The 24,709-nt window shown below is 36.7% G+C and carries 21 protein-coding genes; 17 read left to right on the top strand and 4 right to left on the bottom strand.

The window, feature by feature from the left end:
* The first annotated feature begins 12 nt into the window (after positions 1 to 12).
* The 12 genes from MHB53_RS12075 (at position 13) to MHB53_RS12020 (ending at position 14,649) form a co-directional block, all read left to right on the top strand.
* A complete protein-coding gene (locus MHB53_RS12075) occupies positions 13 to 879 on the top strand; it encodes a carbohydrate ABC transporter permease (RefSeq protein WP_340918572.1) in 867 nt (288 codons plus the stop codon).
* 6 nt (positions 880 to 885) lie between these two features.
* On the top strand, positions 886 to 2,697 hold the full coding sequence (locus MHB53_RS12070) for a sensor histidine kinase (RefSeq protein ID WP_340918570.1): 1,812 nt from the start codon (positions 886 to 888) through the stop codon (positions 2,695 to 2,697).
* Positions 2,690 to 4,228 (top strand): response regulator, encoded by a 1,539-nt coding sequence (locus MHB53_RS12065; protein WP_340918567.1) that lies wholly within the window; start codon positions 2,690 to 2,692, stop codon positions 4,226 to 4,228. Before MHB53_RS12070 ends, MHB53_RS12065 begins: the two co-directional genes overlap by 8 nt.
* 406 nt (positions 4,229 to 4,634) lie before the next feature.
* Positions 4,635 to 5,564 carry a ribokinase gene (gene rbsK / locus MHB53_RS12060; protein ID WP_340918565.1) on the top strand — a complete coding sequence of 310 codons (930 nt, stop codon included), beginning with the start codon at positions 4,635 to 4,637 and terminating at the stop codon, positions 5,562 to 5,564.
* A gap of 266 nt (positions 5,565 to 5,830) precedes the next feature.
* Positions 5,831 to 6,844, top strand: coding sequence for a LacI family DNA-binding transcriptional regulator (locus MHB53_RS12055; protein ID WP_340918563.1), 1,014 nt, complete (start codon positions 5,831 to 5,833; stop codon positions 6,842 to 6,844).
* A 46-nt stretch (positions 6,845 to 6,890) separates the two neighbouring features.
* Positions 6,891 to 7,481, top strand: a complete 591-nt coding sequence (locus MHB53_RS12050; RefSeq protein WP_340918561.1) for a KpsF/GutQ family sugar-phosphate isomerase — start codon at positions 6,891 to 6,893, stop codon at positions 7,479 to 7,481.
* A gap of 158 nt (positions 7,482 to 7,639) precedes the next feature.
* Positions 7,640 to 8,722: a glycoside hydrolase family 172 protein gene (locus MHB53_RS12045; RefSeq protein WP_340918559.1), complete on the top strand. Its 1,083-nt coding sequence runs from the start codon at positions 7,640 to 7,642 to the stop codon at positions 8,720 to 8,722.
* A 104-nt stretch (positions 8,723 to 8,826) separates the two neighbouring features.
* Positions 8,827 to 9,606 (top strand): SDR family NAD(P)-dependent oxidoreductase, encoded by a 780-nt coding sequence (locus tag MHB53_RS12040; RefSeq protein ID WP_340918557.1) that lies wholly within the window; start codon positions 8,827 to 8,829, stop codon positions 9,604 to 9,606.
* Between the two features lie 595 nt (positions 9,607 to 10,201).
* A complete protein-coding gene (locus tag MHB53_RS12035) occupies positions 10,202 to 11,536 on the top strand; it encodes an ABC transporter substrate-binding protein (protein ID WP_340918555.1) in 1,335 nt (444 codons plus the stop codon).
* Between the two features lie 92 nt (positions 11,537 to 11,628).
* Positions 11,629 to 12,558, top strand: a complete 930-nt coding sequence (locus tag MHB53_RS12030; protein ID WP_340918553.1) for a carbohydrate ABC transporter permease — start codon at positions 11,629 to 11,631, stop codon at positions 12,556 to 12,558.
* A 47-nt stretch (positions 12,559 to 12,605) separates the two neighbouring features.
* Positions 12,606 to 13,484, top strand: coding sequence for a carbohydrate ABC transporter permease (locus MHB53_RS12025; protein ID WP_340918551.1), 879 nt, complete (start codon positions 12,606 to 12,608; stop codon positions 13,482 to 13,484).
* 40 nt (positions 13,485 to 13,524) lie between these two features.
* The gene (locus tag MHB53_RS12020; protein ID WP_340918549.1) at positions 13,525 to 14,649 is read left to right on the top strand and encodes a glycoside hydrolase family 172 protein; all 1,125 of its coding nucleotides are present in this window, start codon (positions 13,525 to 13,527) and stop codon (positions 14,647 to 14,649) included.
* 149 nt (positions 14,650 to 14,798) lie between these two features.
* Here the strand turns inward: MHB53_RS12020 and MHB53_RS12015 are convergent, their stop codons facing one another.
* Together MHB53_RS12015 and MHB53_RS12010 are read right to left on the bottom strand one after the other, a co-directional pair.
* Positions 14,799 to 15,257 (bottom strand): low molecular weight protein-tyrosine-phosphatase, encoded by a 459-nt coding sequence (locus tag MHB53_RS12015; RefSeq protein WP_340918547.1) that lies wholly within the window; start codon positions 15,255 to 15,257, stop codon positions 14,799 to 14,801.
* Positions 15,250 to 15,642 (bottom strand): SLAP domain-containing protein, encoded by a 393-nt coding sequence (locus MHB53_RS12010; protein ID WP_340918545.1) that lies wholly within the window; start codon positions 15,640 to 15,642, stop codon positions 15,250 to 15,252. The genes MHB53_RS12015 and MHB53_RS12010 overlap by 8 nt, the downstream gene beginning before the upstream one ends.
* Positions 15,643 to 16,298: 656 nt before the next feature.
* Between MHB53_RS12010 and MHB53_RS12005 the strand changes: the two genes are divergently transcribed.
* On the top strand, positions 16,299 to 16,775 hold the full coding sequence (locus tag MHB53_RS12005) for a VanZ family protein (RefSeq protein WP_340918543.1): 477 nt from the start codon (positions 16,299 to 16,301) through the stop codon (positions 16,773 to 16,775).
* 51 nt (positions 16,776 to 16,826) lie between these two features.
* On the top strand, positions 16,827 to 17,771 hold the full coding sequence (gene manA, locus MHB53_RS12000) for a mannose-6-phosphate isomerase, class I (protein ID WP_340918541.1): 945 nt from the start codon (positions 16,827 to 16,829) through the stop codon (positions 17,769 to 17,771).
* Positions 17,772 to 18,398: 627 nt separating this feature from the next.
* Here manA and MHB53_RS11995 read toward each other — a convergent pair.
* Both MHB53_RS11995 and MHB53_RS11990 read right to left on the bottom strand, forming a co-directional pair.
* Positions 18,399 to 19,580, bottom strand: a complete 1,182-nt coding sequence (locus MHB53_RS11995; RefSeq protein ID WP_340918539.1) for a M14 family metallopeptidase — start codon at positions 19,578 to 19,580, stop codon at positions 18,399 to 18,401.
* A 64-nt stretch (positions 19,581 to 19,644) separates the two neighbouring features.
* Entirely contained in the window at positions 19,645 to 20,823 is a 1,179-nt protein-coding gene (locus tag MHB53_RS11990; RefSeq protein WP_340918537.1) for an ROK family transcriptional regulator, read from the bottom strand.
* 118 nt (positions 20,824 to 20,941) lie between these two features.
* On the opposite strand from MHB53_RS11990, the gene MHB53_RS11985 reads away from it, so the two are divergent.
* From MHB53_RS11985 to galT, 3 genes are read left to right on the top strand one after another with little or no spacing between them, the layout of a single operon-like run.
* The gene (locus tag MHB53_RS11985; protein WP_340918535.1) at positions 20,942 to 22,123 is read left to right on the top strand and encodes a galactokinase; all 1,182 of its coding nucleotides are present in this window, start codon (positions 20,942 to 20,944) and stop codon (positions 22,121 to 22,123) included.
* Between the two features lie 37 nt (positions 22,124 to 22,160).
* Positions 22,161 to 23,150, top strand: a complete 990-nt coding sequence (gene galE / locus MHB53_RS11980) for a UDP-glucose 4-epimerase GalE (RefSeq protein WP_340918533.1) — start codon at positions 22,161 to 22,163, stop codon at positions 23,148 to 23,150.
* A 22-nt stretch (positions 23,151 to 23,172) separates the two neighbouring features.
* Positions 23,173 to 24,684: a UDP-glucose--hexose-1-phosphate uridylyltransferase gene (galT, locus tag MHB53_RS11975; protein ID WP_340918530.1), complete on the top strand. Its 1,512-nt coding sequence runs from the start codon at positions 23,173 to 23,175 to the stop codon at positions 24,682 to 24,684.
* Positions 24,685 to 24,709: the final 25 nt, after the last annotated feature.

Here is a 24,709-nt window from a genome sequence, read left to right as displayed (position 1 = left end):
GGGGAAGAACAGATGGCAAAAACATATTTAAAACATAGTGATAACCAACTTAAAGCGAGAAATATCTCAAAAAAATCAATTATTTATATATTGTTAACAATTTATGCTTTGATTAACGCCTATCCAATTTTGTGGATGGTATTGAATTCATTTAAAAGTAATATTGAATTCGCAAAAAATCCATTTGAAATACCAACGCAATGGCTCATCCAAAATTACAAAACTGCATGGGAAACAGCGCATTTAGATACGTATTTTTTAAACAGTGTCATCATTTCGGTCACAGCTGTTATTATTACCGTATTTATCGGTGCCTTAGCTTCTTATTTTTTAGCAAGATTTACGTATAAATGGGGAAAATTATTATATGCATTTTTTGTTTTCGGTTTACTTATCCCGATTCACGCAACATTGGTACCGATGTTTTTACTGATGAAAAACTTAAATTTATTAAATACACATATTGGACTGATTTTGCCGTATATTGCATTTAATTTGCCAATAACTATATTTATTCTTGTTAGCTTTATGAGAGCTTTTCCAAAGGATATTGAGGAATCAGCCATCATGGATGGATGTGGTGTGTTTCGCATATTCTGGTCGATTATTTTACCAATGACCATGCCAGCATTAGCAACAGTCGTCATTTTGAATTTCATTAATAACTGGAATGAATTCTCATTCGCACTAGTCTTAATCAATGATGACGCGTTGAAGACACTGCCATTGGGGCTTGCTAATTTTGCAGGACAGTACACAACAAATTATGGTGCGCAAATGGCTGGATTGACGCTCGCGATCATTCCGACGATCGTAATTTATATGCTGCTTGAAGAATATCTCGTAAAAGGGATGACAGCAGGGGCAGTAAAAGGATAATCTGGAGTGACAGATCATCATAAAGAGGCGAATGTTATGAAAAATATTCTGTTTTTTTCCAGATGGAAACTTCAGTGGAAATTTCTATTCATATTTTTGGTACTCGTATTACTGCCTATGCTTGCTTTCAGCATGTATATTTACGCTCAAGCGAATAAAGCTGTTCAGCTCCAAGCCATTAATAATGTCAAAAGTCATCTTGAAAAGATGGATCAAAACTTTCTGACCGCTATACAAGATATAGAAGATATTTCAGCATATATGATATATAGCGAAGATATCCGTGCTTTTTTACAGGCATCTAATCCGATAGATCGCAATATTTTTGAGAAGCGGATTAATGGGTTTGCCGTATTTCATCTTACATCCAAACCATATTTGGATTCTATTTCACTACAAAGCATCAACGGGAATCAGATCGATATTGGAACAAATCTTGGCAAGAATGATGAAAGTATATGGGAAAATAAAGCGCAGAATCTAGAAGGTAAGGTTTTTTGGAGCGATGCTTACTCCATTGTCGATCATTGGGATAGGGAAAAAAAGGTGTTGACACTTTATCGAGTCATTAATGATATTAACAATTTTACTTCGCCACTAGGAATGGTTATGATCCGCCTTGATGCGGAAAAGTTGTATCGCGTAATGGAACCAGATCTTCAAAGTTTAGATGAAATTATCGTTCTTAACGTGAATGGAAATGTTCTGCTTCATTCTGATCCTAGGTTAATTGGTCAACCTTACCCAGAGCAGAAAGTCATTCACACTATTCGCAAAAATAAGGAAAAATCAGCTTCGTTTAGCTTTCTAAAAGATAATATAAAGTATACTGCTGTTGCAGATCGAGTGGAAGGTACGAACGCAATTGTGCTTGGGATTGTGAATAAGGCAAGTGTAGCGGAAGGTATATCACCAATGCAAAATTCCATTAGGACCATGATGGTCGTTTTAAGCATTTTTGGTTTGCTCGCATTGCTTGGTTTTTACCATTTTAATATTAAACGAATTAAAGATTTGGCGAAGCAAACGAAACAAGTGGAGAAGGGAGACTTTTCTGCTAATGTTTCCGTAAAATCCGGTGATGAAATTGGCCTTTTGGGTTTAAGATTTAATGCAATGGTGACTCGTTTGAAGCATTTGATAGAAAATGAATACCAAATGGAAATTAGGAATCGTGAATCTGAATTAAAAATGCTGCAAAGTCAAATCAATCCTCACTTTTTATATAACACTTTAGATATGATTCGTTGGACGGCCCGTCTTGAAAATGCGCTGGATACGAGCAAATCAATTGAACAGCTTTCCAAAATGTTTCGTATCAGCTTAAATCGTGGAAAACCATGGCTAACATTAAAGGATGAACTAACATATAGCCAAAGCTATTTAGAATTACAAAGAAATAGACTTGGGGATAAGTTACAATTTACGCTTTACTGTGACCATAATGTATTAGAGAGCTTCGTGTTAAAACTAACCATTCAGCCATTAATTGAGAACAGTCTTCAGCATGGTTTTGAAAACATGCGAACTATACGTCATATATATATTCGATGTTTTCAGGATGAAGACATGCTGGTCATTGATGTCATAGATAATGGAAATGGTTTTGAGACGGATCATTTAGACACAGCTATAAAAAAGGGATTCGCTCTGCAAAATATTCAGACTAGATTACAAACGGCATTTGGTGACACTGCACACATCGCGATCATTCAAAAGGATGAACCTGGAGCATGGGTGCGAATTACACATCCATATACAGAAAACCCATTGGAAAGCGAGAGCGAAGCTAGCGGAGGTGGGACAAGTAATGTTTAAAGTTTTACTTGTTGATGATGAACAAATTATATGTAAGGGACTTAGGCAGACAGTTCCCTGGGAAGATTTTGGGGCGGAAGTGATAGGTGAAGCATATGACGGTGAAGAAGCACTTGAAATAATTGAGCGTATGGAAGTGAATTTAGTCATCTCGGATGTCAAAATGCCTGTAATGGATGGACTAAAATTGGCCGAGCAAATTGCGAATCGGTATCCCTATATCAGAATGATTATTATCAGCGGCTATGATGAATTTAACTATGCTAAGCGTGCACTCAAATATAGAGTAAGAGATTATTTACTAAAACCGGTTGATATTGACGAGTTGTTAAAGCTAGTAAAAACAATTAAAAATGAGGATGAACAAGAGAAACAGCAGGGATGGGAATATTCTATTAGTCAATCTTTAACCTCGTTGGCTATGAAACATGTATTAGAAAAAAGGGATTCCACAAATCGATTATTAATGAAAGGCTACAGGCTGATTGGCAGTGAAATAAAGGAGTATGCTAGGGAGATCCACCCTTTATCTGATGAGGAAAAAAACTATATTAAGCAGCAATGGGTTCAGCAATTAGAAATAGAACTTGTAAAGAAAGGTATTTATTGCACTTCCGTTTTTATCAGCAAAAATCGCTTGATTACTTGTAGCAAACTTAATCTCGATGATAATCAAACATTATCTGTGTTAAACGAAGCAATCTTGGTAGTTAATAAAAAGATCGGATATGAACTCAATATATGTTTTTCGGCTTATTCGGAATCAGCAAGTGAATTACCTAATTTGTTTAAAATAACGAACAATGGAATGCAGGCACATCCATTTACAGAGGAAAATGTATATAAATCAAATGAGGTAGCAATATTATCTGAAAAAGCAGCACCTGACTTTTTTGAGCATCAGTTTAAAAAGATTGACGAGGTTTCAGAGGATTTTATTCCATTCTCCAATAGTCTATTTCAATACTTTCGAGAAAATCATTGGTCTATGAAAGAAATCGTAGGTTATTTAAAAGCAATGGAAGAAAAACACTTCAAAGAATTTATGGATATATTACATTTTAATTTACTTCATCAAATAGAAGTAGATATCTACAATTCATATGACCAAATGGAACGTCTATTTTTAGAAGACCTTCAAGAATATTTTACTTATCGAAAAACACTCGCGCATAGTAGCCAGCAAACGCTGGCAAAACAGGCGACTATATATATGAATGAACATTTTTCAAGTGACATAAAAGCAACAGAGGTGGCAGATGCGATTAATGTATCAGCCAATTATTTTAGCCAATTAATTAAACAGGAAACAGGGCAGCATTTTAACGATTATTTACATGCTATTCGGATTAACAATGCAAAAATACTGTTGAAAGAAACACCCTATCATATCTTTGAAATAGCAGAAATGGTCGGTTATAAAGATTATAAATACTTTGTCCATATTTTTAAAAAGTTGACTAATATTACTCCAACTCAATATAGGAATATGAAAATAAGCAATGCTTCTGTTGAAGTAATGGGAAAATAAGAAAATTCGCTAAAAAGAAGGGATACTATCCAAATCTCGGCGATTAATAGTATAGTATAATACTAGCCAAAAGTGGCCAGTCCTAGGGTTAGGGCTGGTCACAACTACGTTATGCGATCAAAATGAATGGTTAAAGGAAGCTAATTGTGTGAATATAATCAGGTAGTTCTAATTCATGGTGGGTAGGTATATAGATGGAATATGTACTTCCTTATAAACTTTTTACATGCTCAAACAGATGGGGCTGCATATATATGCTTTGTTCATCATCAGGCTAGACTTTTATAAAAATTACAAAAATATGTTGACTTAATTAAATATACAGATTATATTTATGTAAACGATTACCTATTTTGGGATCTGTATATGTAAACGATTACTTAAAAATAAATAAAGGGAGATGCTTGTGGGGATTTTAGTGATTGGAAGTTTTATGATGGATTTAGTTGTTTATACACCTCGAGCGCCTAAAGACGGAGAAACCATTATTGGTAATAGCTTTTCTAGATTTCCTGGTGGTAAAGGGGCAAATCAAGCGGTTTCAGCAGCTAGACTAGGTGGAAAGGTAACAATGGTTGGTAAAGTAGGTACAGATCTATATGGTGACGAGGCGTTAGCTACATTAAAAAAAGAGCAGATTAATACGCAATATCTTTTACGTGATAAGAACTTTGCTACTGGGGTCGGTTTTGTCACATTGGAGGAAAATGGAAGCAATCGTATTATCGTAGTCCCTGGTGCTAATATGAACTATAAATCATCAGATTTGGAAAAAATAAAAGGTTTGATTAGAAATTCCAAAATATTAATCGTTCAACTGGAGATGGAACTCAATATGATTGAACAAGCAGTATCTTATGCGGCATTTTATCAAGTTCCAGTTATTTTAAACCCTGCACCTGCCCAAGTATTAAGTGATGATTTACTTAGGAACATAACATATCTTACTCCTAATGAAACAGAGGCTGAAATGTTAACTGGAATTAAGATTGCTTCTAAAGAAGATGCAGAAAGAGCAGGGAATGTTCTCTTGGATAAGGGAGTTAAAAATGTTATTATTACACTTGCTGAAAAAGGATCGTTAATCGTTAATGAAAACGAAATTTGTTATGTCAATGGATTTTCTGTTACCCCTATTGACTCAGTGGCCGCAGGCGATGCTTTTAATGGGGCGCTCTCTATTGGGATTTTGAAAGGAAAACCATTAAAGGACGCGGTGAAGTATGCCAATGCGGTTGGTGCCTTAACTGTAACAAAAGGAGGGGCGATTCCATCCTTGCCTACTGATAAAGATGTAGATGAATTTATAAATAAATATAATTTCGTAGAAGGATAATAGAGAGTTGTCCTCTTAATATTAATAGCTTTAAATGAATATATGTCTACTTATCTTTATTCAAATGATATAAAGGATTACCTGATTAACTTCTTTTGATAAACGAAGTGAACGTGAACTGTAGCTCATATTAAAGTCAGGAAATACTTTCTAAAAATTATAAAAATGGCTTGAAAAGAAAGTTAATTTATATTATCATAGTGTAAACGATTACACATATAATGTTATTTGTAATATGTAAACGATTACACCTAGGAAGTGCTTAAATGAATAAAATAACAATAAAAGATATTGCTAAAGAAGCCGGAGTCTCTACTGCAACTGTATCTAGAGTTCTGACTAATACAGGGTATGCAAGTGATAAGATCAAAGAAAAAGTACATTCGGTTGCGAAGAAATTAAATTATCAGCCAAATGCAATTGCCAGAAGTTTAAAAACAGATAGAACAAATACAATTGGGGTGATTATTCCTGATATATCTAACCCATACTTCATGAGAATTTCTAGAGGAATAGAAGATACAATTCAAAAACATGATTATAACTTAATATTTGTTAGTGGCGATGAAAATCCCGATAAAGAAAAAAGGATGTTACAAGTGTTGATAGAGAAGAGGGTTGATGCCATTGTTTTAGCAACATCTGGTGGAAATGAAGAGACTATTTATAAAATAAAAGAAGCAGAAGTACCAATCATTCTAATTGATAGGAAGTTAGAGAATGAAGCAGTTGATTTTGATTTAGTTGAAGAAGACAATATTGATGGTTCATATCAATTAACAAAGTATCTAATCGAACAAGGACATAAGAGGATTGGCGTAGTCAACGGTCCATTGAATGTAAGTACAGGTAAGGAACGCTATTTAGGGTATGAAAATGCAATGAATGAACATGAAGTTGAACTTAATCCCGACTTAGTTTTTAACGGTCATTTTACACAGGAAGATGGCATTGAAGCAGTAGCACATTTTTTTAATAGAATTATTAAGCCGCCGACAGCAATTCTATCTTTTAATAACACAATGACATTTGGTGTCATTCTTCAGTTAACAAGGATGGGAAAGGACATACCTAAAGATCTGGTTGTTGCATCTTATGGCGAAACTGATGCAGCACAATTTCTAAAACCTCCTGGCATTGTGAACATTATACAAGTTCCATATGAGATGGGTGTCCGTGTGGGGGAAATTTTAATTGATAGATTGATAAATAAAGTGCAGACACCTACCCATGAAAAATTTCGTCCTAGCATCAATATAAATATGAATACTTTTCATTAAGCAATGGAAATCGAATGGTATTTACTATATATAAAGGAGACGAGAGATGACAGTCCTACACGATATAAAAAAGACCATTGAAACAGAAGCGACTGCTATTAAAGGAATGTTAGAACAAATTGGTCCAAATTATGAAACAGCCGTAAATTTAATTCAAAATAGCAATGGGAAAGTGATTATTACCGGTGTAGGTAAATCAGGGCATGTCGGTAAGAAAATTGCTGCATCGCTCGCAAGTACAGGGACCCCTGCATTTTTTCTGCACAGTACAGAAGGGGTGCATGGTGATTTAGGCATGATTGAAAAAGAAGATATTGTCATTTTGATATCTAATAGTGGTGAAACTGTAGAAGTGTTAAATCTTCTTCCATCCCTATCTAAAATAGGCTCTAAAAAAATTGCGATTACTTCTAAGGGGGCGTCTACGCTAGCAAAATCATGTGATGTTGCCTTAACTTATGAGTACGTATCTGAAGCTGATCACCTAGGGCTAGCACCTTCTACAAGCTCAACTATTACTCTAGTTATTGGGGATGCTTTAGCAATTGCACTTTCGAAATTGAAGTTTTTCACTAAAGAAGACTTTCACCTATATCATCCAGGTGGGAGTCTAGGCAAACAATTATCAAAAAAGTAATTTAAAAGGTTATTTGTAAGCGTGTTCATATATTGGAAATATAAATATGAAAAATAAAGAAGAATTTAATTATCACGGAGAAAATATATTGCCCGAGTTTCCATTTTGTATTGGGGTTTAATAGAAACATATAAAAAATAGGCGAAAGGATGAAAAAAATGAGTGAATTTAACGGATTAGGTATGGGGTTGGGAAATCTGTCAAGAGTATCAAAAGCAAAAACAAGGTCGATTAGTGCGGAAAATTTTACAGGTGAAAAAGGCAAAGGAGCAATGGCTACAGAAGGAACAGGGAAAAATGCTGCTCGTGACTTAGGGAAAGGATGGAAAGTATCCCCGTCCATTATGCTTCAACCGAAAAGTACAATCACTTTGGCAGAAATTGAAGGGCCGGGTGTGATACAGCATATTTGGATGACTTGTTTCCCTGCTCATTGGCGAAGTGCGATTATCCGAATGTATTGGGATGAAGAAGAAACGCCTTCAGTCGAAGTTCCATTTGGCGACTTTTTCTGTAATGGATGGAATGAACGTTGTAATGTGAATTCATTGCCAATCGCAGTTAATCCAGCTGGAGGGATGAACTCCTATTGGGAAATGCCATTTAGAAAATCGGCTAAGATTACAATTGAAAATCTAGATGAAGTAGAGTTCCCTCTATATTACCAATTTGACTATGCCCTAACGGAAATTCCTGAAGATATGGCTTATTTCCATGCTCAATGGAATAGGAGCAATCCGCTTAAATACAAAGATGTTCATACAATCGTAGATGGAATAACAGGCGTGGGTCACTATGTAGGAACATATATTGCTTGGGGTGTTAACAATAATGGGTGGTGGGGAGAAGGTGAAATTAAATTTTATATGGATGGAGATGATGATTTTCCAACGATTGTTGGAACGGGTACAGAGGATTATTTCGGAGGCGCTTGGAATTTTGAGCAACCTAAGGGTGAGTATTGTGCTTACTCTACTGCATATCTAGGGATGCCACAAGTGATTAAAGCGGATGGTCTTTACCGTAGCCAACAACGATTTGGAATGTATAGATGGCATGTGATGGATCCAATTCGCTTTGAAGAGGATTTGAAAGTAACAATTCAAGCTCTTGGTTGGCGCTCTGAAGGAAGGTATCTTCCGTTACAAGATGATATTGCGTCTGTTGCGTATTGGTATCAATTAGAACCACATACTGTTTTTCCGAAGCTTTCAAGTAAAGATGAACTTGAAATTATATAAACTAATATTAAAAGATCGTGGCTCTATGGAAGGAAGATAATAAAACCGGAGGACGTTTTAAAAGAACAATGTAAATCTATCACCGATCAGAGGAGTGTACAATCATGAAAGTATTAGATCGATTTAATCTAAAAGATCAAGTCACGGTTATTACAGGTGCTGCTACAGGATTGGGAAAAGCAATGGCAACAGCACTATCTCAAGCTGGATCAAATATTGTAATTGCAGATATCAATTTTAGTGAAGCTCAAAAAACGGCTGACGAGTTAAAAAGAAATGAAGGAATAGAAGCAATTGCTTTAGCTATGGATGTCACAAAAGAAGACCAAGTAAACGCAATGGTGAATGATGTATTAGATCATTTTGGAAAAATTGATGTGTTAATCAATAATGCAGGAATCGTCATTAATGAAAAAGCTGAAGATACGTCTTTTGAGGATTGGTATAAAGTAATTGATATTAATTTAAATGGTGTTTTTATCGTTTCCAAGGCTATTGGAAAAGTCATGATAAAGCAAAAGAAAGGTTGCATTGTAAATATATCTTCCATGTCAGGGTTGATTGCTAATACTCCACAATGTCAGTCTTCTTATAATGCATCGAAAGCGGGAGTTATTATGCTTACCAAAAGTTTGGCGATGGAATGGGCGCAGCATAATATTAGAGTCAATACAATAGCACCGGGTTATATGAAAACAGAACTGACAAAAAAGTTTTTCGAACAGAATCAGAATATGGTTGAAACGTGGATGAATTCAACCCCAATGGGAAGACCAGGTACGCCTGATGAGTTGGGTGCGATAGCCCTATACTTAGCATCCGAAGCATCATCATTTGTTACAGGCTCTGTATTTTCTGTTGATGGGGGATATACGGCGTTGTAGGTTAAGCCGTAGCTAATATGACATACGAATAAATTAAATGGAATATTGTAAACAGACAATAAAGATCTACTATTGTACTAGGAATAGGAATTCATAATATCAGGTATTATGATAGGCGTGTTTTCCAAATAAATGAGTATTAATATTATTTTTACTCATTTATTTAAACTGTGTGTAAACGATTACCTATTATGTACCGGTATACTCGCCTAAACAGAATTCCTCAAAAAAGGAGGGGGTTAATTGAGGATATGGTTTATTAGAAGTTCCTAGTTTATTAATAAATATGTGTTTAATTTACCAAATGGAGGTGACAGTAATTTAGAAAAATAATGAGAAAAAATTACAAACACCATAGGGGATCAATTATTTAATCTGCTGCATAGCATTTGTTCTCGCCATTAAAAAACCACAAACTTTAATATGGCGAATAGCAACGAAGTATTTCCTCAAGATCATCTACGAACTCTTACAACATTGTGTGATAACTTACTGCTGAAAATTAAGGTTAAGGTTGTTTTGCAATGAAAAACCACATCATCTAGATTTAATACCACAACTTTTCACTAGACGAATCATTCCAAGGAGGATAAACATGAAAGCTAAATATAATATAGGACTGATGCTTCTTTTGGTCATGGCGTTAATCGCAGGGTGTAGTTCTGATGATAAAGCTTCAGGAGACAGTGATAGTGGGAAAACCAAAATTAGCATGTCAGTTTGGGGGATGCCTTGGGAAGACGCTCTATATAAAGATATATATATACCGGAATTTGAAAAGCAAAACCCTGATATTAAAGTAGTTTTTAATAACTATACAAAATATCAAGAAAAATTGATCACATTGGCAGCTGGAGGAAATGCTCCTGATGTAATGAGGGTGGGAGGAGATGGATTACCTCAGCTATTATCTAAAGGGATGTTATTGCCTTTAGATGACTATATTACTAAGTCGGCTCTAGATAAAGATGACTTTGTAAAAACTGTATGGGATATAGCTACAGAAGATGGAAAAACATATGGACTTCCACAAGATGAAGCTTTGTTGACTTTATATTTTGACCCGGCCGCCTTTAAGGAAGCTGGGTTAAAAGAACCTGATCACGATTATACATTAGATCAAATGTTAAAAGATGCTGAAAAGTTAACGAAAAAAAATGGAGACAAAATTGAGCGATATGGTTTAGTACAAGCATGGAATTCCTTTACTTTTAGTAATTATGTCATGGCATTTGGTGGATCTTTATGGAGTGAAGACAAGCAAACATCAACGGTCGATTCTGATGAATCAATTAAGGCGTTAGAATATTGGAAGCAGTTAATGGTCGACTTCAATTTAACTCCTTATCAATCCGAAATGGGACAAATTGGACCAGATGTATACTTTCAAACGGGAAAAGCAGCTATGTTTATTGAGGGTTCTTGGATCTCCCCATCCATTACTAAAGCTGCACCAGATTTAAAATTCAAAGCTACTAGTTTTCCAGCAGGAGAAAGGAAGGTAGTCACTGCTCGATCCGTTCTCTGGGGAGTAAATAATGATTCAAAACAGCCAGATGCCGCATATAAGCTAGCTGAATATTTATCATCGAAAGAGGCATTAACTAAGTATTGGCAAACTTTGTGGGTTGCACCTCCAGCTAGATATTCAGCAGTGCAAAGTGACGAATTTAAGAATGTGACGGGATTCAAAGACATTCCAGGAATGGACGCCGAAGAATTTGAAGATAAAGGTGCATGGATTATCGATACATTTGAAAACGAGTGGGATACCCAAGAATGGATAGGTCCTTATACATCTATTTATGGGCCGGAAGTTGATAATGCGATTCAATCTGTATTGGTAGAAGGTTCAAAAGTTACACCAAAAGAGGCACTAGAAAAAGCTACAAAAAATATCAATAAGTCGATAAAACAGCAACAAAAGTAGGAAGTACTTGTACAGCACAAGGATAACTTCTTGTGCTGTACATTACGGAAATATCATACATTATGAGAAATTAATAGTTAGGGGTGAAGCAAATGTCAGAAATGAATAAAGGAATAACCTCTGTTGATTTAATAAAAGTGGTAAATAGAAAAAGAAAATTAACATCGAGAAATATTGCACCATGGTTATTTATGGCTCCAGCTATTACAATAGTTCTTATTTTTGTTGCTATACCTGCAGTAGCAGGTTTGGGATTGAGCTTTTTTAACTACGATGCATTGAATCCAGCTAAATTTGTAGGTTTAGAAAACTTCGCTTACTTATTAGAGGACGAATTATTCATAAAGTCACTCCTTGTAACGGTGTATTATGTATTCGGATCGTTAGTTCCAGCAGTAGTTATTTCATTAGCAATTGCAATTGTATTAAATAAGAAATGGTTTCCATTTAAAAATATTATTAGAGCTACATATTTTCTACCTACTATTGTTTCGATGGTAGCAGTAGCTTTTGTATGGATGTGGCTTTTTAATCCACAGTTTGGCCCAATTAATGAGTGGTTATCAACGTTTGGGATTTCCAATCAACAATTTTTTGGTGATCCAAAGTTAGCAATGCCAATGTTAATTATCATTGGAGTTTGGAAAGCGATAGGTTTTAATATGGTTATCTACTTAGCAGGATTACAGGGGATTGATAAAAGTTATTATGAAGCAGCAGAAATGGATGGTGCAAATTCACTTCAAAAATTTCGATTTATTACATGGCCCCTTTTAATACCAACGACTTTTTTTGTTTGTACGATGGGAGTTATAGGTGGATTTCAAATTTTTGATCAAATTTTCATTATTACTGGTGGAGGCCCAGCACAATCCACATATGCTATTGTATTTTATATTTATCAAAAGGCATTTAAAGAGTTGATATTTGGTTATGCGTCTGCTTTATCAATGATCTTATTTTTAATAATTCTGGCAATTACTCTGATTCAATACAGATTTATGGGTAGAGTACATTACTAATAATATACAAGATAATTATAGTAATTAAACAATAGGGGGTTTCTTTGATGGCTTCTGATACTAATTCTGAAGAAAGTGTGCAAAAGAAAAGTTTAGTACAATCGCTACGTATACCAATAAGGTTAACAGTCGTTATTATTGTATTTCTGGGAGCGTTTACGATGTTAATACCATTTATTTGGATGATATTAACCTCATTAAAAACGGATCAAACCGTATTTACAATTCCAATTACATGGTTACCAGAAGATATGCAGTGGCATAATTATATAGAGGCATGGAAGATCGCTGATTTCAGTAGATATATATTTAATAGTGTTTTTATTACATCAACAATTATGATATTTAGTTTATTATTCAATAGTATGGCGGGTTATGCATTCGCAAAATTTAGGTTTCGAGGAAGGGAACTACTCTTTCTTTTACTCCTTTCGACAATGATGATTCCTGGACAAGTTACAATGATACCAGTATATCTAATTTTAAAAAATATAGGTTTTTTAGATACTTATTATGGTTTGATCGCACCAGGTTTAGCAACAGCATTTGGGATATTCATTATGAGACAGTTTATGTTAAATATTCCAGATGATTTTTTGGATGCGGCGAGGATTGACGGTGCTGGAGAAGCTAGAATTTTTTTTCAAATTGTTCTCCCTATTAGTAAGCCAGCTTTATCAGCATTGGGGATATTTACCTTTGTAGGTGCATGGAATGACTTTTTATTTCCATTACTAGTAATAAGTAGTGATTCTATGAAAACACTCCCTTTAGCTATTGCTTCATTGGCAGCCGGGCAGTATGTACAAAGTTGGCCGATTTTAATGGCAGCTGCTACGTTTGTAACCTTGCCTGTTATTATTGTGTTTTTTATGGGACAACGATACTTCATTGAGGGGATTGCGATGACTGGTATTAAAGGGTAAGCAGAGATGATATTAAAAAAATTAAAAGAGGTGTAGCGATATGTTAGGACCATTAGGTAATATTTATCAGATAAAAGCGGATATAAAAACTAAACGTGTTTCTAGTTATGATAAAACTGGAGGAAATTCAGATAAAATTGTCATAGAGTCTGGAGAAATTTCTGAGATTGCTAATATTAATGGCGCGGGTATTGTTAAGCATATATGGATAACGATTGCTACTCTAGATCCTTTTATTCGCCGGAATGCAATAATAAGGATGTATTGGGATGGCGAAGAGAATCCTAGTGTTGAGTCTCCCATCGGTGACTTTTTTGGACAAGGGTGGGGAGAGGAATACAACTTCATTTCACTTCCATTGGCTGCGGCACCAGCAGCAGGTAAAGCTTTAAATTGTTATTTTCCAATGCCTTTCGGAAATGGAGCAAGAATTACAATTGAAAATCAAGCGGATGTAAACATTGATAGTTTCTATTTTTACATTGATTATGAGGTTCATCCGTCAATGCCACAATCAGCAGGACGTTTTCATGCATGGTGGAACAAGGAGTTAACAGGAGTAAATCCTAAAGCGGGTGAGACTGAATGGGGTGTTGTAGGGCCACAAGGGAATAATAAAACAGATGAGCATAATTATCTATTTGCAGATATTGAAGGAACAGGCCATTTTGTTGGTGTGAATTATTATGTAGATAGCCCTGGTCCAATGTGGTATGGAGAAGGGGACGATATGTTTATGGTTGATGGAGAAACATGGCCAGGATCTTTACATGGAACAGGGACAGAGGACTTTTTTAACAGTTCCTGGTGTCCAAATGAACTTTACCTTCATCCATACTTTGGATATGCCAGAGTTCCCGATAAACTCGGATGGATGGGAAGAACACACTGTTACAGATTTCTTCTAGAAGATCCTATTTATTTTAATAAATCATTACGCGCCAGTATAGAACATGGACATGATAATAACCTGACATTAGATCTAAGTACAGTATCTTATTGGTATCAAACAGAGCCACATAAGATATTCCCACCTATACCTAGCAAGATACATCGTCAAAATATGCCGGAAATTACAGTAGCTGATGTACACAAATGGCGTCATGAATGGAGAAGAGCAATGGGGAACGGAAGCAAATTATGGGGGAATGAACAGAGAAAGTAAGATGGTTTAGCTGCTATAAAACGCCCAAATCAAAAAAAGCATGGCTGCCTTCGAAAATCAGCCCATGCTTTTATTTTTTTACCAAAAACGCGTATAACCTCAAGAGTGACTCGTGATTCCATGTTTATCAGATGCAGCATGATTTCATATTATAATTCTTCTTTTATTTTTTCTAGCAATACTCTACAGCCCTCGCCAACAAGGTCATACGTTTCCTGAAAATCACCAGTATAATAAGGGTCAGGAACATCAGATTTATGATCTGTTAGATCTAGCAAGCGAAAGATTTTTGGATGTTTTGGCTGGCCGAGTATTTCGTACATATTGCGGATATTACTTTCGTCCATCCCGACGATGTAATCAAATTTTTCAAAGTCTTCACTCGCAAACTGTCTCCCAACGAGCCCCTCAGCATTGATTCCGTATTCACTCAGTTTACTTAATGTTCCTTTATGAGGGGGAGAACCGATATGCCAATCTCCAGTACCTGCAGAATCAGTAGAAATCTGCTCCTCTAGTCCTTCTTTTTTCACCATATCCTTGAACATTGCTTCTGCCATTGGTGAGCGGCATATGTTTCCTAGACAAACAAAAAGTACATTAATCATTAGTAAAAACCTCCACATTAACTTGATATAACGCTCCGTTTGGATGTAGTACCATTTCTTTTGAAAAAACAAATGACCATGGCTGTGAACAATGTCGATCAATAGTAAGTCCGGGTTTGAATCTTCCTTCAGCTATTAAAACATTATCTGAGTTTGTAACTTTTACGAAGGCTTGATGGATTTCAAAAGAATGTGGATAACCGTTATTAAGTAAAACAGTTACAACGAACCCACCATTTTCTTTATAGTTTGCGATCACTGATTTAGTTGTTAATTGGTTTTCTACAAAAGGAAGAGAAGAGACGATACGAGCGAATTTCTTTTTTTGATCATCGGACATTGTTTGTTCCCAAACAGACTGAAATTGTAGTTGATATTTATGCATGATTGATCCACCACCTAAAAATGGGATCCAGAATGGAAATGGTCCTATGTTTTGTCTTCATCCTCATCTTACCTCTTTTTTGAAAGTTTTAAAAATAAAAGTGCTATTCGATTTGACCCTATCTTTTTTTTAATGTTTTCAGTTTAATTGTCAACATAATACCCAAGATCGGAATATCAATACTGAGACTAATCCTTTTCGTACTAATAAGGTAAATAAATAACATGTTTTATAGGCTTTTTTTATTTTTGGTAAGCTCAATTAGGATTCCATTAAATAATGTAGGTAGAAGCTATATTCCGTATAGACAGAACTACTTTCAATAAATAGAATAAAAGGCATAATGCCTTTTTTATAAGACTAGTAGTATTATTCATCAACGTGAGATGGAGTATGAAATATGTTAGAAAAAGAGGACACCAATTCAAGTAAATCAATTTATCCGTATGTTTGGGCGCTGTGCAGACCGCTAATCAGATGAGCTTCGGAGCAAACAGTGAAAAATCGAAAGAAAATTGATATGAGATATTGGGGGATAGGCGCTGCAAAGGTAGAGTTTTATTTGCAAGAAATGTTAATATTAGATTATCCTTGTCTAAGAGGAACTCTATATGGATCCATGGATAGACCTTTTAAAGTAATTGTACAAAACAACATTGGAATTAGAAAACCCAAAGGGGGCCCACTATATTCTCAGAAAAGTAGGTGAACATAAAATAAACAAAAAATACCTTTGGTTAGCAGTTGCAATTATTTGGTGTGTTGCTATTTATTTAGCTGCCTCATCTCCTTCCGCAACGGGAGGTAATACCGGAATCCTCATTCAGCAGCTTTTTCAACTTACAGATAGTCAGGCTGTATTTGTTAATGTGGTTTTTCGGAAATTCGTTCATTTAAGTGCATACGGACTTCTTGCCATTTTATTTTATAACGGTTTTGAACAAAAAAAGTTGTGGTTGGCTTGGTTGCTTACAACAATTTACGCTATAACTGATGAAATCCATCAGGCGTTTTTACCGGATCGTACAGGTGCTATTTTTGATGTTGGACTAGATTCTATTGGCGCACTGCTCGCCTTATTTGGCCTTATATACATAAAGAAAAAACAACAGCAACATATGAATAGAAGTTAAAGTGAGTTAAAATATGAGATAGGTTAGATATGCATTGAAAGGATGATAGAAATGAAACAACCATTATTTTTAGAACCAGTATTTCAAGAAAGAATTTGGGGCGGTACTGCTCTGAAAGAAAAATTTGGGTATGATATTCCATCTGATCTAACTGGAGAATGTTGGGCGATATCTGCACATCCGAATGGACCTTCCATCGTGAAGAACGGAGAGTTTACCGGAAGAACGTTAATTGATCTTTGGGAAGAACAACCGGAATTATTCGGAAATTATGATACGGAGGTATTTCCACTTTTAACAAAAATCTTAGATGCGAATACAGATTTATCTGTACAGGTTCACCCAAATGACGAATACGCGGACCTTCATGAAAATGGGGAACTTGGAAAAACAGAGTGCTGGTATATAGTAGATTGTGACGAAGATGCGGAAATCATATTCGGTCATAATGCTAATACGAAAGAAGCATTTATAGAGCGGGTTGAAAAAGGAGAATGGGACCAATTATTGCGAAAAGTGAAGATAAAACCAGGGGACTTTTTCTATGTTCCAAGTGGAACAATTCATGCGTTAGGTGAAGGAACCGTCGTGCTTGAAACGCAGCAAAGTTCTGATACAACCTACCGCCTATATGATTATGATCGTGTTGGTCAAGATGGAAAATTACGTGAACTACATATAGATAAATCGATAGCAGTAAGTACAATTCCACATCGTGATGCAGTGGCAACTCCAGAGCAAAGCACAATCCCAGGTGCCGATATAACAAAATTCGTGGAAGCGGAGTACTTTACTGTCTATAAATGGGATATTGACGGAAAAGCACAATTTGAATTTACACCATTTTTATTGGCCAGTGTGTTAGATGGCGAGGGAACATTAACCTTAGCTGGACAAACATATCCTATCACAAAAGGCGAGCATTTCATCATTCCAGCTAATTCCGGTGAATTTGAAATAGACGGCAAAGCAATGTTGATTGTTTCGCATGTATAAAAAGTCGTAAGTGGCTTATAAAATGGCGAGTGGCCAGTAACTAGTCGTGAGTGGCTTATAAAAATGGCGAGTGGCCAGTAACTAGTCGTGAGCGGCTCATAAAAATGCCGAGTGGCCAGTAACTAGTCGTGAAAGACTCATAAAAATGCCGAGTGGCCAGTAACTAGTCGCGAGCGGCTCATAAAAATGCCGAGTGGCCAATAAAAAGTCGTGAGCGGCTCATAAAATGCTGAGTGGCCAGTAAAAAGTTGTGTGTGGCTCATAAAAACGCTGAGCGGCCAGTAATTAGTCGTGAGCGGCTCATAAAAATGCCGAGTGGCCAGTAAAAAGTCGCGAGAGGCTTCATAAGAACACCAAGTGGCCAATCAATAGTTGCGAGCGGCTGATAAAACCACGCAAACAGCAAATCATAAAGCGATTAGCTTATATGAAAAATATGGTTTAAAAAAAGTTGACTCATAATCGAGTCAACTTTTTTTCAAGATAAGTATAAGTTTTGCAGTTTTGATGTTCTAGCTTCAACGTACAGGATGTACTAGTGCCACCTCCTAAACGTGACGTGGCGACAACGCACTTAACTTCATGTGGGAGCAATTTGTACGTCTGAACAGATCGCTTGCGCTTTTTTTACATAAGTGACCTCACAAAAATGCCTGATACATGCTCGTAAATTTCATCAAATTGTTCAATGGGTAGCGGGTTTTGCCCATTTCCAAGCTCTAGTGTAAATCCAGGTTTGTGGAACTGCTGAATAAACCAATCTTTATATCCAGCGAAGTTGTCTACGTAACGAACAGCCTTATAACCACTCACCATCGAGAAATCGTTTGCAAGTATTTCTGATTCGGCTGGTTCATGGCCTTCATAGCCCCAGTATATCTCTTTTCCTTGTGTGTGTAAGGCTAGCAGTCGCTCGAATTTGATTTGCTCGGCTAATGCTGCCATTGCTTGCGATTCTGGTTGTGATAAGGGAGCGTAACCTGAAAAGTCACGGGGGCCGGGTTCTTTCTGTTTGCGCTCTTTTTCAAGTTCCCACTTTGCAGGAAACTGTTTATTTAAATCGACTCCACGAATATTCGCTTTCCAGCCGGAAAAATCACTGCTACCTTTATTCATGGTAAGCACTTCCTCCCTTACAGGAGCAGGTGGACCGTTCAACACGAGATTTACACCGTCTGGATTCACTATAGGAACAGCGAATAGCTGAAATCGGAAATATAGAGTAAGAGCAGATATTCCTTTAACGGTTTGCCCATTTGTTAATGCGAGTAAGTATTCATTTAAAAATTTCATAAGAATTGGTGTCGTAATCCATTCATTCGCATGAAAGGAAGCGTTGATATTTACCTTTCTACTACTTTTTCCAATCCTTACTTGATGAAGTGGTAATTGAAGTACACTTTTTCCTATATTATCACATTTCATAAACGGATAAATGGATCGAAGTTGTTTTAAATCATTACTCATTTTTTGAAAATCATATGCTTGATTGCCGTTAACGATAATATTTGTCACCCTTGATGGTAACCGGATGATTGTTCCTTTTTTCAAATGGGTTGGGTTTGCATCTTGATTTAATAGCATTAAAACATCGATGTCTACATTTCGTGCACGTGCTAGCTTCCAGTAAGTATCGCCGTTTTGAATCGTGTATTCGTTCGTTAAAAAACCGGGTATTTTAACGAATTCACCCAACGGAAGTGCATTTGGATCGATGTTTGGATTTGAATCAATTAGTAATACTAGCGGTATATAAAATAGCTGGCTATAATGCCAAAGCGTATCGCCGGATCGAACACGTACATCCATAAGCATTCCCCCTCAAAATCGTCATCAGTTTAGATGTATGTGAGAAAAGGAAAGTCAATGACAGTTAGTTTTCTAAAAAGACATTTGCTAACATCAGGGAAGCTGCTCCCATTGCTGTGCTGTATGGACCTCTATTAGAACAAAAAATTTCAGTCGATCGTGCTTGTTCCGTCAACCCTCTATTCTTAATAGCTTCTTTAATGTTTTGTAAAATAAATTTACTCGCACCAGATACGCCACCACCAATAATAATTTTTTCGGGGTTTAATATATGAATTAAATTAGTTAGACCTATACCAATGTATTCTCCGGTTTTTGATAATATTTCAATCGCTAACAGATCTCCTGCTACCGCTGCATCGTACACTGTTTTTCCTTCCAAATCTTTATTTTCTAATATACTAATTCTTCCACGCGCGAGAGCAAGTTTGGCTTCATCAGCAATTGCGGGACCAGAAACAAGTGTCTGCCAGCAGCCAATATTTCCACATGAACATTGTTTACCTGATAGATCGACTGTCATATGGCCAATTTCTCCGGCAAGATCATGTTCACCGTGAAAAAGTTTCCCGTTCGAGATAATTCCAGCGCCGACACCATGTCCAAGATTGACCGTCACCATATTCTCATTGCTTTCGCCATGTGCGTACCAATATTCTCCAAAAGCCATTGCTCTAACATCATTATCTACTATTACAGGTAAATCAAATGCTAATTCGAGTTCAGACTTTAACATCACATTTTTCAAGTTGAGCATTGGAGCATATAGTGCAATACCATTATCCACATCGACAGCCCCGTGCATGCCCACACCGATACCAATTACTTCTATATCTTCGTGTGCTGAAATAAGTTGACTAATGACATTTTTTATTAAAATAACAAGTGTATCATTCGTGATCAATTTAGGTATTGGACAATGATTATGTTCTATCAACTCTCCAGTTAAGTTCGTCAAAGTCCCGCGAACAGACTTCGTTCCAATATCTAAACCAATGACAAAGAAACGGTCGCTGTTAATAATAAGCATCGTTGGCTTACGTCCACCAAGTGACTCACCAATTTCACTTTCCATTATTAGTTCAGAGCTTAATAATTCACTCACCAGTTTACTAACAGTCGGTGGAGTCAGTTTTGTATCTCTAGCAATTTCTGCTCGAGAAATCGGACCACCAACGCGAATTTTATTTAAAACAATGGATCGATTTAGCGACTCCATCCATTGAAAGCTACCCTTTTTCATAAAATACCACCTTTTTATAAGAAAACCATTGCAAATATGATGAAGTTATTATAACATAAAAAGTAAATTAAATTAATTAACAAAGTATTTTTTTGAAAATAAATAAAAAGAAGGTGTCATGATGGAAAAGTTAAAAGAGAAGTTCATAGAAGTATTTGGTGCAGAGGGAGAAATTCATTGTTATTTTGCCCCAGGACGTGTCAACTTAATTGGGGAACATACAGATTATAACGGAGGCCATGTGTTTCCATGTGCACTTGATATAGGAACCACAGCGGTGGCAAGAAAAAGAAAGGATCAGAAGTTGCATTTTTATTCGATCAATTTTCCTGATCACGGAGTTATTGAAGTAAGTTTGGAATCGCTTGTTTTTAAGGAAGAAGATAATTGGGCGAACTATCCGAAAGGTGTAGCTGCCATCTTCCAAAAAAATAATATTAAGCTAGATGCTGGATTCGATGTTTTATACTTTGGCAATATCCCTAATGGTGCAGGTTTGTCTTCGTCAGCGTCCATTGAAATGGTAACCGCTGTCATGCTAAATGATCTATTTGATCTTCGCCAAGATATGGTTAAGCTTGTTAAAATGGGACAGCAAGCAGAGAATGAATTCATTGGTGTGAATTGTGGTATTATGGACCAGTTTGCAAGCGGAATGGGAAGAGCTGACCATGCTATATTACTAGATTGCCAAACATTAGATTATCAATATAGCCCTATCCGTCTTGAGAAACATACGCTCGTTATTGCGAATACGAATAAGCGTCGTGGTTTAGCTGATTCTAAATATAACGAGCGACGAGAGCAATGTGACCGTGCCTTAGATCAGTTACAGAGCGAGCTTAAGATTGCTTCACTTGGAGATTTATCGCTAGATCTGTTTGAAGAAAATAAACATCTTATTCAAGATGAGGTAGATCGTAAACGTGCAAAACATGCGGTTTATGAAAATCAGCGAACATTGGCAGCTGTTGAGAGGTTAAATGGTGGAGATATTGAAGCATTTGGAAAATTGATGAATGAATCACATATTTCACTAAGAGATGATTATGCTGTGACAGGCGCTGAGTTGGATGCGCTCGTTGAAGCGGCTTGGAATGCTGGTGCCGTTGGTGCACGCATGACAGGTGCAGGCTTTGGCGGTTGCACGATCAATCTTGTAAATACAGAAGAAAGCGAAGAATTCATAAAAAATGTGGGCGAACAATACGAAACAAAAACGGGAATCAAAGCCGACTTTTATATCGTGAAAATTGGCGATGGTGCTAGTGCTAGGCCTCTCCCTAGCTTTGTTGAATAATATTTATAAATAGCAAAAGGAAGCGGAGGAATCATTGATGGCGATTTTAGTTTGTGGTGGAGCTGGGTTTATTGGTAGTCATGCTGTGGCGGAATTGATTGCAAACGGAGAAGATGTTGTCGTTGTGGACAATCTGCAAACAGGTCATGCTGCTGCATTAACAGAAGGGGCTAAATTTTACAAAGGTGATTTACGTAATGAATCTTTTCTTGATCTTGTTTTTGCAGAAAATAAGATCGATGCTGTCATGCATTTTGCTGCCGATTCACTTGTAGGCGTAAGCGTCCAAGAGCCATTGCAGTATTATGATAATAATGTTGGCGGAGCGATTTCTTTGTTGAAGGCAATGCAAAAGCATTGCATAAAAAACATTGTATTTTCATCCACCGCTGCAGCGTATGGTGAACCAAAGGAAAGCCCAATCACCGAGACAGCTGAAACTGTACCAACAAATCCATATGGTGAAACGAAGCTTGCGATCGAAAAGTTGTTGAAGTGGAGTGAACAGGCATATGGAATCAACTATGTTGTTCTTCGTTATTTCAATGTTGCGGGAGCACATCCAAATGGTGTGATCGGAGAGGATCATAATCCGGAAACACATTTAATCCCAATCATTTTAGAAGCCGCTCTAGGTAAACGTGATCAGATTTCTATTTTTGGTGATGATTATGAAACACCTGATGGGACATGTATTAGGGATTATATTCACGTCATCGACTTGGTTGGAGCACATATTTTAGCGATTGAAAAATTGCGTAAATCTGGTACGAGCGCTATTTATAATTTAGGTAACGGTAATGGATATAGCGTTAGCGAAGTGCTTGCAGCTGCTAGAGAAGTCACTGGCAAGGAAATTCCAGCAGTTATCGCTCCACGCCGTGGTGGTGATCCAGCTAGACTTGTTGCTTCATCAGAAAAGGCAAAAACAGAACTAGGTTGGAAACCGAAATTTGAATCATTAGAGTCAATGATCGAAAGTGCATGGGCATGGTTCCAGAAACATCCTGAAGGCTACGGACAGTGAGATGAAGGAGGAAGGTATATCCATGGATATATATGAATCATTAGAGCTACTCATACAATATGGATTGAAAAAGGGTTTAATTGAAAAATGGGATGTCGACTTTGTTCGCAATGACTTGCTAGCAACATTAGGTCTTGACGAGTGGAAATCGGTTGAAGTAGCGCAAATAAATGATGAATCGCCTGTTCTCATTTTAAAACGAATTTTAGATTGGGCCGCAGAGAATAGAAAAATTTCGCATAATACGATCACATACCGTGACATGCTCGATACTAAAATAATGGCTGCATTTATTGCTCGTCCATCCACAGTGATTCGAACCTTTAATGAATTGTATCAATCTGAGGGTCCGGAAGAGGCGACAAACTATTTTTATCGTTTATCACAAGACTCTAATTATATAAGAACAGATAGAGTAGCAAAAAATGAACATTGGTATGCAGGAACACCTTATGGAGATCTAGAAATTACAATCAATTTATCAAAACCGGAGAAGGATCCAGTTGCGATTGCAGTTGAAAAAGACAAAGTAAAGATTGCTTATCCGGACTGTTTGTTATGTAAGGAAAACGTGGGGTATGCTGGGAGAGTCGATCACCCTGCGAGACAAAATCATCGGATCATTCCCGTATCTCTGAATGAGGAACAATGGTATCTCCAATTTTCACCATATGTGTATTACAATGAGCATGCGATTGTGTTTTCTGGAGAACATGAACCAATGAAAATATCAAAAGTCGGTTTTCAGCGACTACTAGATTTCGTCGATCAGTACCCACATTATTTTGTTGGCTCGAATGCAGATTTACCAATCGTTGGCGGATCCATCCTTAGCCACGACCATTTCCAAGGTGGAAACCATGCATTTCCAATGGCAAAAGCAAAGTTGGAATCGACCTTTACTATCGAAGGGTATGAAGAGGTGGAGGCAGGGATTGTCCACTGGCCAATGTCCGTCATTCGTCTAAGTGGAAAAGATCGTTACCAAATCGCTGAACTTGCAGATTATATTACAAACGCATGGAAAAACTACAGTGATCCAGGAGCTGATATTCACGCATTTAGTGATATGGAACCACATAATACTGTAACACCAATCGTCCGACGTTCCGGCGAAAACTTTGAGTTTGATATTGTTTTGCGCAATAACCGGACAAATGATGAACATCCAATGGGGATTTTCCATCCGCATGAAGAAGTTCATCATATAAAAAAAGAAAACATTGGTTTAATCGAGGTAATGGGGCTAGCAGTCCTGCCAGGTAGATTAAAAGAAGAACTGCATAAAGTAGCTACTTATTTACTTGAGTCAGCCTACGAGCAACTACGTACCGACGAACTCACGAATAAGCATGCTTCATGGGCTCTAGGAATTAAAGAAGCACATAGTGATATAAATGAAGAAAATGTGCAAGATATTATTAGAAGCGAAGTAGGACGTGTGTTTTCTACTGTCCTTGAACATGCGGGAGTTTATAAACGGACGCAGGAGGGGCAAGAAGCCTTTCAGCGATTCATTGATTCTATTAAGTGAGGCAGTTCTTCATCGCAGTGATGCG

Source organism: Bacillus sp. FSL K6-3431, from assembly GCF_038002605.1.
Classification (GTDB): domain Bacteria; phylum Bacillota; class Bacilli; order Bacillales; family Bacillaceae_C; genus Lederbergia.
This window is presented reverse-complemented; position numbering and strand designations above follow the sequence as displayed.